The sequence below is a fragment of the Nostoc sp. CALU 546 genome (assembly GCF_048836525.1).
The window spans coordinates 147,280-160,536 of the sequence record NZ_JAWJTF010000003.1 but is presented as its reverse complement, the minus strand read 5'-3'; the positions used below and the strand labels follow the sequence as shown (position 1 = coordinate 160,536).

Below are 13,257 nucleotides of genomic sequence, written 5' to 3'. Positions count from 1 at the left end.
ATGGCAAGTAGAGGTCAATCATTGCGTCCTTCACAATACATCACCACCTTTGGACCAGGTAGTATTCTAGAAACACCAGATGGCCCGGTGGTGATCGCAGCACCAAGCCAATCCAAGTTATTTGACAATGGGCGTAGACCTGAAGATTATGAAATTACAGACTTGAGGCTCTCTCAAACATTACTCAATGGCAATAAAATTTTCTATATTCCCTCCAATGCTGATTTGGGAAAACCTGAAAGCATTTCAGTTTACCATGCTTACTATTTTCCTACTTGGTCTTTATGTACAAAACATGGAATTCTCTATCAACATAGAAGAGAGGAAAAAATTGGTTGCCCAAGTTGTGGACAACTACAAACTCCTTATAAGGCTTGGGAGAAATCTCGTGAGGAGGCAGTCAGATTTGTTCTAGCTTGTTCTCATGGACATCTGAATGAAGTCTCGTGGCGCTCACTGATAAAACATAAACCAGAATGTCAGGGAACAGACTTTTACAAATGGGAAGGGGGTGGAGGTGCGATCAGAAATATACAGATTATCTGTCCCAGTTGTAGCGGGACAGAAAATTTTGGAAAAGCTTACTCTAGAGATTTTCAATGTAGTGGTAGATTTGCAGAACGAAAAGAAGATCCAGCAGGATGTGAGAAACGATCCAAAATTATTCAGCGTGGTGCCGCTAATTTAAGAGTGTCTGAACTCAAAACTGCTCTAACAATTCCACCACTGGATACAGCTTTACATCGGTTGCTACAAAGTCGGGCTATTCTTGCTGCTTTGCCTATAAATGTAGAGTCCAAATCTCAAATTGTCCAGATGTTAGATACTTTGGTAACAAGACGACTTCTAGACCCAACATCTGCCGAAACTATTAAACAATATGATGAACAAGAAATCAAGAATGCAGTCAATGATGTTCTTAATGAGCAAACAAGACAACGCAACGCAACTGAAGAAAACCTAAAACAGGAAGAGTTTAAAAGTCTGAGTAATGCTGCTTGTTATGGCGCTCCATCACATCGTTCAGATAAACCAGGTGGTCCAAATCAGTTTGAAGTTCACCACGAAAATGTGGAAACATTCACGTTAGGCTCGGGGCGAATTTTAAGGGTTACACCCCTTAGCCGCTTACGAGTAGTAATGGTACAGGTTGGTTACACACGACCAATTAGCACAGATAAGGATGATCCACAACCTAAAGTTGTCGCTGTTGAGTATAAACCACCTAATGAAACTATTGCTTGGCATCCGGGTGTTGAGTTATTTGGTGAAGGTATTTTTTTAGATTTGATATCTACAGAAGAACCAAAAGGCGTTTCAGAACATTTTGCATTGAAAGGTTTGGCTTATACTCGTTGGTTATCAGCTTATAATTCAACTAATGGCTACCAAAAAATCAAGGCTATGCCCGGAAGTCAGAGGAGTTATTTACACCCCGTCTTTGTCTGGTGGCATACACTAAGTCATCGTTTAATCACAGCGCTCTCGGTAGATTCTGGTTATTCCTCGGCTGCCATTAGGGAACGGGTCTACACCTATACAGAAAATAATAAAACCGTTGGTGGTTTACTACTTTATACAGCCCAGTCAGGAGGTGATGGCACATTGGGAGGACTAATTGGCTTAGTACCTCATTTTGAACGCATTCTTATGTCTGCGTTACGCAACATAGATGCTTGCTCTAATGACCCAATTTGTATTGAAGAAGAATTTGGGGAAGATAAAGTTAATGGCTCTGCTTGCTATGCTTGCCAATTGATTTCTGAAACTTCTTGTGAGCATAGAAATACTTTACTTGATAGGCAATTGCTATTAGAAAATTTACTCTAACAGTAGAAACAGTAGTCGCTGATATAGCATCTGCCTTGGATGCTTTTTATCGTTACTTATGTTCTAACCATTGTTACGCCCAGAGCTATCACAGCTACTGCTCATAAGCTGGCACGAATTTTTATCGACTTTGGATGAATGGACGCAAATATAAAGATACTAGCATGGATTATTATGAGTAACGTTACCAAGAAAGAGTTATGAATAACCTATAGAAAAAGGCTCTAGCTTTAGGTTTTGATCTTACTCCTCAGCCCCAAGCAAATACTGTTTATTAGGAGAGAAATACAATCTTTCTATGATTTGCTTAACAATAGGTTTTGCTATAGCTTCTGCTAGGAGAGGAGGGACAGAATTTCCAACTAATTCGAACATTCTAGTCATTGGGGCCTCAAATACAAAATCGTCTGGAAAACTTTGCAGTCTAGCAGCTTCTCTAACAGAGATAGTGCGATTTTGTTTTGGATGAATATAAGCTAGGCAGTCTTTTCGCATATGAGCTGTCAATGTCCAAGAAGGTTTATCTAATGGTAAACGCTTATATTTATCATTAAAAATATCCCATCTGTAGCGTCTCATTGATTCAGGCAAATTCATGTATTTCCCTCCTGGAGGGATCATAGCAAAGCAAACTAAATCCACTGGATTATGAGATCGGCAAAAATGGTTCCATACTCCTTCCATATCTTCTTCTTGAACTAAATTTTTTCTCATTTTTTTTTGATACTCTGATTGAGGTGGACAAAAATAAGGTTTTTTCCTATCATTTTGTTTTTCACCTGCAAGACCAGTTGCTTTTCCATTTAAAGCTAAATATCGCATATATAAAGAGATAAGAGGTGTATATCGAGATGAAGGATATAATGGTAATAAATCACTGATAGCTTCTTCTACAGATGTAACTGGAACTTTTTGTATCATTTCAAAATCAAAACTGAATGCTAAATCTCGACGTATGCCTATTATAAAGAGCCGCTTTCTTGCTTGAGGGACACCATAATCTGAAGCTGTTAAAACTTTATGATTAATACTGTATATTGGATATGTATCTTTATGTTTAGGTAAACCTAACTCTAGCTGACTAATAATTTTATTAAAAATAACTTTATTCTCTAAATTATCTACATTCTCCATCACAAAAAAGGGAGGTTTATAATAGTTTATGAATTCTATAAAATTTGTATAAAGAAAATTTCTTGGATCTTTTTCTATATCCTTTTTCAAGGATTTCATTTTTCCTATACCAACTAATGAAAAAACTTGGCAAGGCGGACCACCAATTAAAATATCAACCTCTCCAGGGGCTATATTTAATTTATGGAAATCTATAATAGATTCAATTTCTATGGCATCAAGCTTAAGCTTACAATTAGGAAAGTTTTTATGATGAGTCTTGATAGCATGTGGATTTTTATCAATTCCTCCCAATATTTCACAACCAGCATTTTGAAATCCTAAACTCATTCCACCAGCACCACAAAATAAATCTAGTACTGTAGGTCTTCTATATATCTTACTACTCATTGCCATCTATAATCTGTAATAAACTAATTAGTGTAACCTTTGTAAATATCAGCTGTAAAATCACAATTTTTTCCTGCATTTATACAAGCTTTTATCTAATTAGCTTGCATTTATTTTACAGTATTATATCATAGCTTTATAAGTAAAAAAGCAAAATTAAGTCTAATTAATTAGGTTCTAAACTATAAAATTAAAGTATGCAATATTTGCTTATATTTATATGTCATCTTCAACTATTTCGGCAAAGCTACGTAGCTTTTCAAAAATACCCACTGTATCACAATCAAGTGTTCCTAATCTACCAAAAAATCGAGTAAATCTGACTAGTAATGCTTCAGCAAATGGGCTATCAAGTGACGCTATACGTTCTCAGCAATTCTCATCATGAGAATAATTATCAGTATCATCAGCATCTATGCAAAATTTTCAGTTAAAGGTATGGTTTTTGTATCTCAATACTCGTAAGTGCAGGGGCTTTTTTGAATCAGTCAGGAATTTTTGATGAAATAGTGCAATACTTTCACTCAACCCTGAAAAATTTACCTGATAAACAAATAGGTAAAAACAAATACTATCAGATGAGCGATGCAGCATTAAGCGCATTTTCAGTATTTTTTACTCAAAGTCCTTCATTTCTGGCTCATCAAAAGTCAATGGCGCAGAAAAAAGGGCATAACAATGCTCAAAGCTTATTTGGAGTACATCAGATTCCCACAAATAACCATATCAGAGACTTGCTGGATGATGTGGAACCATCTGTAGTATTTCCGGTGTTTTATGAGATTTTTAGAGCATTAGAGCAAGGTAAACATCTGGAAGCGTTTCGCTCTTTGAAAAATAATTTATTGATAGTTCTGGATGGGACAGAATATTTTTCCTCCAATCAGATCCACTGCCAACATTGTTCGAGCAGAACTTTTAGAAATAGAACAACTCAGTATTTTCATACAGTGGTAACACCAGTAATTGTTAGTCCTGGTAATTCCAAAGTAATCCCCTTGATACCAGAATTTGTAGTGCCTCAAGATGGACATCAAAAGCAAGATTGTGAAAATGCGGCGGCAAAGCGTTGGATTGAGAAATATGGTTTACAGTATTCATCTCTTGGTATTATCATCTTAGGGGATGATCTTTATTGTCATCAACCTTTATGTGAATTGCTTTTGATGAAGCAGTTAAATTTTGTTCTCGTGTGTCAGCCTAAATCCCATAAAACACTTTATGAGTGGTTAGAAGAAATGCCTCTTGATACATTAAGTATTAAACGGTGGAAAGGTAAAATTTATGAGATTTATAAGTATCGTTATGTGAATCAAATTCCCTTGCGGGATGGTGAAGATGGCTTATTAGTTAACTGGTGTGAATTAACTGTTACTCGCTCTGATGGCACTATGGTTTACAAAAACAGCTTTGCCACAAATCATCAAATCACTGATATTAACGTTGAGGCAATTGTATCGGCTGGTCGCACCAGATGGAAAGTTGAAAACGAAAATAACAATACACTTAAGACCAAGGGTTATAACTTAGAACACAACTTTGGACATGGTAAAAACCATTTATCTTCCCTATTAGCTACCTTTAACATTCTGGCATTTCTATTTCATACTCTACTTGACCTCACTTCGGAAAAATACCAATTTATTCGCCAGCATTTACCAACGCGCAAGACCTTTTTTGATGATTTACGAGCTTTAACCCGTTATCTCTACTTTGATTCCTAGGACAATCTACTCGACTTTATGATCCACGGTTTGGAATTAGAGTTTCATCCTAACTCAAGCTGAAAACATCATTTTTGAGAATATTCATAATTCCGTGTAATACATGGGTATTTTTCCCATTCTATGTATTACTTGGTGGATTCTTGCACCTATTAATTTGTTTTCAATAGCCATACATACCTTCAATTCATTATTCAGCAACATTCTCAATAGATTTCATGTTCCATCAGTTAGTCTTACGCTAAAAGTTGTGATACCCATTCTCATAATGAGAATTGCTGCTACAGTCAATGAATAGATATGTTGCAGAATAATTTTATGGTAAAGTAAATAATTTTGACATAAATTTGTTGTGCCAATGCGATCCGAACAAACTTTGCGACTGTCCAATCGTGAATTTAAAGAGGAAAAAAGTCATTGTTGACTCCATCACAAGAACCGAAAACATTAGCAATGGATGTAACTGAAAGTCCCACAGAAGGACCTAAATATGGTCAGAAACGTTTTTTCAGTGGTAAACAAAAACGACATACGCTTAAGTCTCAATTTGTGATTGACCTGGAAAGATTACAAGTGATTTGTGTTGTCAATAATTCAGTCCGTAGACTTGATTTCAGGCTCTTTATTCACAATAAAGTTCGTTTTCATCCTCATACTAAAAGTTTAGAAGATAGCGGCTACCAAGGAATCGCTAAATTTTATGCCCATAGTTATGTACCAATAAAGAAACCGATAAAAGGTAAATTAACCAAGGAAGAAAAGCAATTTAATCGTGATTTAGCGCGTCGAAAAGTTGCTGTTGAATACGTTAACCGTACATTCAAAATATTTCTGATTTTTAGCCAGCGATACCGTAATGGCAGAAAACAGTTTGCATTGCGTTGTCACTTAACCAAGCTATGTATAACTATGACCTTCAAATAAAATGCTATTTAAATTTTTGACAATTTGTTTAACTCCTTAATCTACCACAAAAATTTTTGCAAGAGGTCTAATTTATTTTTTGAAAGTCCCTTGTGAAAAGCTGTGATGAACTGCGGATATAGAGCGACGAATCATTTGACAAAGAGGGAAGATCGTTTGTCATCAATCTAAATCCTTCTACATCACCTGTTAAATCAAACAATTTTTACAAATTCATATTGTAAATTCTACAAATTAGACGGACTTTCGATAAACTTGGAAGGATCAAAAAATTAACTTTTAATTTGTCGCTACGCTCAATTCATCGCTATACATTTGCCCAAACTTTACTTCTAAAATAGATAAACAAATAGTTTTATAATTTTAAACAATATAAGTATTGACATTTGGTGTATTAAAAAAGAAAATATAAATTAATTAGATTTATCATGATTAAAATTATAGTACTTTGAAAAATGCCAGCCAAAAATTTAGTTAGTTCTAATAAAGTTAAACCCACTGTTCTCGATTTATTTTGTGGTGCAGGTGGTATGGCACTAGGTTTTCAAAATGCTGGGTGTGAAATTTTAGGAGGAATAGACCTCAATCCTCATGCTATTAGGACTCATCATCAAAATTTTCCTAACTGTAAACTGAAACTTAAACCTCAAGATATTATTAATCTTAAACCTAATGATTTAAATTTAAAATCAGATGAAGTAGATATTTTAATTGGTGGACCTCCCTGCCAAGTCTACTCAGTAGTAGGTATTGGTAAAATGCGTTCATTAGGTAAAATAGTTGAAAGTGACCCCAGAAACTTTTTATATCGAAAATTCGTAGAATTTTTAGATTTTTATAAGCCACCATTTTTTGTAATGGAGAATGTAGATAGTTTAGTAAAAAGAAAAATATTTTTGACTATTCTTGAAGAGCTTGAGTTTGGCTTACCACGAAAAAGAAAATCTTATCCTGGCTACCGAATTCATCATAATGTATTAATAGCTTCTGATTATGGTGTACCTCAAATAAGGAAACGTCTTTTTATTGTAGGTATTCGTAAAGATTTAGACTTGGAATTTCAATTTCCTCAACCATTTAAGCGGAAACCAGTTTCAGTAGGCGAGGCGATAAGTGATTTGATTTCACTTACCGCACCATATTTGCCTTTAAAAAGCAAAAGTAGTGGACTTCATCAAGAAGATACTAAAAAGCCTTATTTAACTCGTCCAGAATCTAATTATCAGAAAAAAATGAGAAAAGAGATTACTAAAATGCCAGAACCAGATGGCGTTATGAATCATATTTGTCGCTCCCATAACCCATTAGATATAATTTGTTTTGCCATGCTTTCTCAAGGTGGAAAGTATACGGATTTACCCGAAAGTATGAGGCGTTATCGTTGGGATATCTTTGACGACAAGTATAAACGCTTACCTTACAATAAACCTTCTTGGACTCTCACCGCTCATATGCAGAAAGATTGTCTAGCTTATATTCATCCTGTACAAAATCGTAGTATTTCGGTTAGAGAAGCAGCTCGCCTGCAAAGTTTCCCCGATCACTTCGTTTTCAATGCCCCCATGACTAGAATGTTTGAATTAGTTGGAAATTCCGTACCACCTCTTTTGGCAGAAGCGATCGCTAAACCAATTGTCAAGCAAGTACAAATGTACTATGAAACACACCCAGAAGTTAAGCAACTTAGCTTACTCTAGTTAATTACGACCTACACTGTTAAGCTTTGCTTCAAGTAATCCAAATAATTTAATCACACAATGATAATTATTTACAGATAAGTGAAAATTATGTCATTATAACAACTAAGCTAAATTACTTAGTCGGGGGTTACAACCGTATGATTTGTGATCAGTTGAACGACGGTTATGATTTGGTTGAACCCCAAGCACCTACAATGCTGGAGTCGTTAAGGGCATTTGGATATAATGTGCAAACTGCAATTGCCGATCTCATTGACAACAGTATATCAGCAGGTGCAAAAAACGTATGGCTGCTATTTTACTGGGATGGTTCCGAGTCTTATGTATCCATCATGGATGATGGCAAAGGCATGACGGAAGAGAAACTAGTAAATGCCATGCGACTAGGTAGCCGTAATCCTCTAGATGAAAGAGAACCAAATGATTTGGGAAGATTTGGTTTAGGGCTTAAGACGGCATCTTTTTCTCAGTGTAGACGGCTCACAGTTTGCACTAAGACAGTTAATCAAAACTCTGTGACTCGACGCTGGGACTTGGATTATGTAAGTCAAATAAGAGAGTGGCGGTTACTACGTTCAGCAGCATCAAATTCAGAAGGTCGGCTGGCCTGCTTAAATAGAGTGCAAAGTGGTACCGTCGTGCTATGGGAGCGTATGGATCGGTTAGTAGGGGAAACAAAAACTGACGATTCAAGGGCACACAAACGGTTTTTAGAAATAATTGAAGATGTAGAAAACCATCTGGCGATGGTATTTCATAGATTTTTGGGACGCAAGAATAACTTACAAATTTGGATTAATGATCGCCTAGTTAAGCCTTGGGACCCATTCTTAACAAATGAAAAAGCAACACAATGGTTGCCAGAAGAAAATTTATACTTTCGAGAAGATACAGTTGTTATTCAACCATACGTGCTACCTCATCACTCAAAAGTAGATCAGTCAACCTATGAACAAGCAGCTGGCCCAAATGGCTGGAATGCTCAACAAGGTTTTTATATTTACCGTAATAAGAGGATGTTGGTTGCAGGTGACTGGCTGGGTTTAGGTTTACAAAGAGATGATCATTGTAAGCTTGTACGTATCCAAGTTGATTTGCCAAATTCAATGGATAGCGACTGGAGCATTGATGTTAAAAAATCTAGAGCGCGTCCACCTGCTTCTTTAAGAGAAGACTTTAGACGTATTGCAAAACTGACTCGAGAAAGAGCAACAGATATATACAGATATCGGGGAAAACTTGTTGCTAGAAAATCTTCAGCAAATTACCTCTTTACTTGGTTAAAGAAGGTTAAGCATGGCAAGGTTTTTTATGTTATTAATCCAGAACATCCATTAGTTCAAGAAGCGCTCAATATTCCTATAGAATATCATGAAGTTATTAAGGCGTTACTTCGATTGCTCGAAGAAACTATTCCTGTTCAGCAGATTTGGTTGGACAGTACTGAAAGCTCAGATAAACAAAGTCAACCTTTTGAGGGAGAACCTTCCAAAGAAGTGATAGAAGTAATTAATCAAGTTTACAAAGCTCTAATTAAAAGTGGATTATCTTCAACTGAAGCTAAAAAACGTTTAAATACTATGGAGCCATTTCACCATTTTGAAGAATTGGTAGATAGTTTAGGTGAATAAAAAAGTATTTATATAGGAAAACTGAAATGAACGATTACGATCAAGCTCGTCAGATGGCACAAGTATTGTTGAAGAGTGAACAAAGACCCACAAGAGAAATTATTCAGAAAAAAGTTGGACTTGCTATGTCCACGCTTCGTATTTCAGAAAGTCGTGATATCCAAATTGATGAAGATAAACTTGTACGAGAATTAGAAACGATATTTAATATTTGGATAGGTACTGCTACCATACTTGATAATCAAGAAGATCACATTCCTTGGTTGCCTGACCGCAGAAGCAAAATTAGCTGGTATTTCTGGAATCGCTACGTTCGTTATTTGGAAGAGGAGAAAGGGTGGGCACCAGCCACTATTAATAGTATTGCTCAACAAACTGACGAAATTCTTGAACGCTTAGAAGATCCTCAGCGTCCAGGTATTTGGGATACAAGGGGAATGGTTGTAGGAGAAGTTCAATCAGGCAAAACAGGGAACTATACTGGTTTGATTTGTAAGGCAGTTGATGCAGGATACAAGTTGATAATTGTTCTAACTGGTTTGACTGACAGTTTACGGAGCCAAACACAAATTCGTTTAGATGAAAGCTTTTTGGGTTTTGATTCATCACGGGTATATACAGCAAGCGAGGAAAACAAGAATGCTTTAGTAGGTGTTGGTATGATTCCAACGGAAAAAGCACAATATCCTTTTTCTGGAACCACAAGCGCTCAGAAAGGTGATTTTAATCGCAAAATAGTTACCCAATTTGGAGTTGTGCCAGGTAACGTTCCTATCTTACTCGTTGTTAAAAAGAACAAATCTGTACTAACTAATATTTTTAACTGGGCATTAGCTGTTCGAGGAGAGAAAGATGAAAAATCAGGAAGACGTGTAGTTAGAGAAGTTCCCTTGCTTGTTCTTGATGATGAAGCAGATAGTGGGTCAATAGATACTAATCCTCTAGCTTTGGATGAAAATGGCAATCTTATAGAAGAACACGACCCTACGACAATTAATGCACTTATAAGAAAACTACTTCACAGTTTTGAGCAAAGTGCTTATGTCGGTTATACTGCGACACCTTTTGCCAATATTTTTATCCATCCACAGGTAACAAATGCTAACTATGGAGACGACTTGTTTCCACAAAGTTTCATCATCAATTTACCTACACCATCAAACTACATTGGCGCTTCCAAAGTATTTGGGCTAGATGCCGACCCAACGATTAGTCTTGATGAGATTGAAAGATTACCTATTATTAGGTCAATAGATGACGAAAAAGAATGGATGCCAGATAAACATAAAAAAGACCACAATCCCGGCGAATTTCCGTGGTCTCTCAAGGAGGCTATCACGGCATTTATTCTTTCTTGTGCTGTAAGGATGGCACGGGGGCAAGAGAAAGAACACAACTCGATGCTGATACATGTGACCTTGTTCACAGACGTACAAGAAAAAGTGACAGATCAAGTACAAGAATATCTCACTTACCTGCGAAGACGGTTAGAGTATGGCGACGGGAACACATCATCGGTATTAAAAGATTTTGAGCAACTATGGGAAAAAGACTTTAAGCCAACTAGCAAGTCGATAGCTGACTCTGAGCCAAAGCTTGTACCTCTGGATGAAGTTGATAGTATATCTTGGGAACAAATAAGTGTACTACTATACCACGCCGCGTCCAAGATTCAAGTTAAGAAAATTAACGGTACGGTTAGAGACGTACTGGAATACGAAGAATATAAAAAAAAGGGGCTGGGACTGAACGTTATTGCCATAGGAGGTAATAAGCTTTCTCGTGGTTTGACCCTAGAAGGTCTGACTGTAAGCTATTATCTCCGAACCTCGAAGATGTATGACACTTTGATGCAAATGGGACGTTGGTTTGGCTATAGACCAGGTTATCTCGACTTGTGCCGCCTTTATACAACAGATGATCTAATCGAGCGCTATGAACATATAGCTATTGTCAATGAAGAATTACGCCAAGAGTTTGATCGAATGGCTTATGAAGGTGCGACACCCGATGATTTCGGGTTAAAGGTTCGTACACATCCCGATAACCTAATTATCGTGACTGCGACAAATAAAATGAGAGCAAGCACTTCAATTAGTTTATCTTATTCTAGAAGCCTCAGCGAAACAACTATCTTTTACAAGCAAGAAAATCTAAATCAGAAAAATTTTGATGTTACTCAAGAATTGCTAGTAAATATTAGTGCATATAGTAGAACAGAGAAGTACAATTATATTTGGGAAAAAGTCGCTTATGACAAAATTATTAATTTTCTATCTGATTATAAATCACATGAAAAATGCCAAACTGCTAATACATCACTTCTTATAGAATACATAAAGCCACGCTTACACTTAAATGAATTGGTATCATGGACAGTAATTTTAATATCTAAAAATAAAGCTAAAAATAGCTACCCTATAGCGGGTCATGATATTGGTTTAACTAAACGTACAAATGTATCTAAATTTCTACAAGAATATCGAGTTTCTAAGTCTCATCTTCTTAGTCCACCCGATGAATGGCTGGATCTACCAAAAGAAACTCGTGAAGACATCCTTGCGGAAAGTAATGATATACGGATAAAGAAAGGTGAAAAAATAAGTCCTACACCAAGCCCTAACGTAATACGTTCAAAGCGTCCATCTACAAATGGCTTACTTATCTTATACCCACTTGATCCAGAAGAGATTACTAACTCGAAAATACCTATTATTGGTTTTGTAATTAGCTTCCCAAATAGCAAAATAACGGCAGAGGTTGAATATAGAGTAAATCCCACGTTTTTAGAACAGCTTTAGTATTTATGATAGTACAAGATACCTGGGAGCTATTAGAAAATGATACCGGAGCATTATCTTCTGGTTATCTTACTCGTCGCCTTATACCAGAATTAAATTATGATGTTTTCTTAGCAATAGAACAGCCTAGTAATACACGTTTATTTATGCTGAGAATTAAGCATATATCTGTTGCAAAAGGCATTGTTTTCCCAAAATCGAGCAGTTTTGAGGTAAGGCGTGTTGCTCTACCAAATGATAATGAAGCCTATGTCACTATTCAACTATTACTAACAAATTATCGGTATAAAGATATCTTCACTACACTGGTACAAGATATAGTGACTCGTCTTGCATCTCTAGTTGATGAAAAAGATGCTGTAGCTGAATTTATTACCCGTTTGCAAAGGTGGCAAGCCTTTTTAGAAAAACATAAACCTGAAGGACTTAACCGAACTCAACAGCAAGGATTATATGGTGAACTTTGGTTTCTACGCCACATTGTTATTCCTAAACTTGGTTCACATCAAGGGATTCAAAGCTGGACTGGACCTAAAGGTACACAACAGGATTTTCAATTTATAAACTGTGCGATTGAGGTTAAGACAACTGTAGAAAAGCAGCATCAAAAGCTAATTGTTAATAGTGAACGACAGTTAGATGATACTGGTATAGGTAGACTGTTTATTCTACATTTATCCTTGGATGCTAGACAAGGAAGAGGAGAATCTTTACCAAAAATTGTTAACAGCATAAGAATATTAGTAGAAAATGATCCTATAGCAAGTGAAGCATTAGAAACACTTCTATTTGAAGTTGGCTATCTGGATATACATATTCCCTATTATAAAGAAATTAGCTATACCCAAAGGGAGATTAACTATTTTAAAGTCCAAGGCGATTTTCCCCGAATTGTGGAATCAGATTTGCGAAATGGCATTGGAAATGTTAATTATACCATCAGCGTTGCAGAATGTAAGCGATTTTCAATAACAGAACTAGATGTGATTTCTGAAATCAGGTGCAACGATGAGTGAACAAACCAAATTAATTCAATTTACAGAAAACCTCAGACAAGAGGTAATTAATAATTCCCAAGATGGACGAGATAGTGAAAATTGCGAGAGAGATTCTTTCCGAGAAG

At 36.2% G+C, this 13,257-nt stretch carries 8 protein-coding genes; 7 read left to right on the top strand and 1 reads right to left on the bottom strand.

Annotation, left to right across the window (positions count from 1 at the left end; all coding sequences use genetic code 11):
• On the top strand, positions 1–1,830 hold the full coding sequence (gene drmB / locus RRG12_RS02800) for a DrmB family protein (RefSeq protein WP_420758264.1): 1,830 nt from the start codon (positions 1–3) through the stop codon (positions 1,828–1,830).
• A 243-nt stretch (positions 1,831–2,073) separates the two neighbouring features.
• On the opposite strand, the gene RRG12_RS02795 is transcribed toward drmB, so the two are convergent.
• The gene (locus RRG12_RS02795) at positions 2,074–3,360 is read right to left on the bottom strand and encodes a DNA cytosine methyltransferase (RefSeq protein ID WP_420758263.1); all 1,287 of its coding nucleotides are present in this window, start codon (positions 3,358–3,360) and stop codon (positions 2,074–2,076) included.
• 500 nt (positions 3,361–3,860) lie between these two features.
• Here RRG12_RS02795 and RRG12_RS02790 point away from each other — a divergent pair, with 500 nt between their 5' ends.
• From RRG12_RS02790 to RRG12_RS02765, 6 genes are all read left to right on the top strand, one after another.
• Positions 3,861–5,078 (top strand): ISNCY family transposase, encoded by a 1,218-nt coding sequence (locus RRG12_RS02790; protein ID WP_420758284.1) that lies wholly within the window; start codon positions 3,861–3,863, stop codon positions 5,076–5,078.
• Between the two features lie 417 nt (positions 5,079–5,495).
• Positions 5,496–6,002: a transposase family protein gene (locus RRG12_RS02785; protein WP_420758262.1), complete on the top strand. Its 507-nt coding sequence runs from the start codon at positions 5,496–5,498 to the stop codon at positions 6,000–6,002.
• Between the two features lie 455 nt (positions 6,003–6,457).
• Positions 6,458–7,699: a DNA cytosine methyltransferase gene (locus tag RRG12_RS02780; protein WP_420758261.1), complete on the top strand. Its 1,242-nt coding sequence runs from the start codon at positions 6,458–6,460 to the stop codon at positions 7,697–7,699.
• A gap of 140 nt (positions 7,700–7,839) precedes the next feature.
• Positions 7,840–9,333 carry an ATP-binding protein gene (locus RRG12_RS02775; RefSeq protein WP_420758260.1) on the top strand — a complete coding sequence of 498 codons (1,494 nt, stop codon included), beginning with the start codon at positions 7,840–7,842 and terminating at the stop codon, positions 9,331–9,333.
• Positions 9,334–9,359: 26 nt separating this feature from the next.
• The gene (locus tag RRG12_RS02770; protein WP_420758259.1) at positions 9,360–12,134 is read left to right on the top strand and encodes a Z1 domain-containing protein; all 2,775 of its coding nucleotides are present in this window, start codon (positions 9,360–9,362) and stop codon (positions 12,132–12,134) included.
• Positions 12,135–12,139: 5 nt separating this feature from the next.
• Positions 12,140–13,150 carry a PD-(D/E)XK motif protein gene (locus tag RRG12_RS02765; RefSeq protein ID WP_420758258.1) on the top strand — a complete coding sequence of 337 codons (1,011 nt, stop codon included), beginning with the start codon at positions 12,140–12,142 and terminating at the stop codon, positions 13,148–13,150.
• The last annotated feature ends 107 nt before the right edge of the window (positions 13,151–13,257 follow it).

Bases quoted from the DNA above. Each gene is read 5' to 3' on its own strand.
- drmB (WP_420758264.1), top strand. From the start codon at position 1: ATGGCAAGTAGAGGTCAATCATTGCGTCCTTCACAATACATCACCACC.
- RRG12_RS02795 (WP_420758263.1), bottom strand. From the start codon at position 3,360: ATGGCAATGAGTAGTAAGATATATAGAAGACCTACAGTACTAGATTTA.
- RRG12_RS02780 (WP_420758261.1), top strand. From the start codon at position 6,458: ATGCCAGCCAAAAATTTAGTTAGTTCTAATAAAGTTAAACCCACTGTT.
- RRG12_RS02775 (WP_420758260.1), top strand. From the start codon at position 7,840: ATGATTTGTGATCAGTTGAACGACGGTTATGATTTGGTTGAACCCCAA.
- RRG12_RS02770 (WP_420758259.1), top strand. From the start codon at position 9,360: ATGAACGATTACGATCAAGCTCGTCAGATGGCACAAGTATTGTTGAAG.
- RRG12_RS02765 (WP_420758258.1), top strand. From the start codon at position 12,140: ATGATAGTACAAGATACCTGGGAGCTATTAGAAAATGATACCGGAGCA.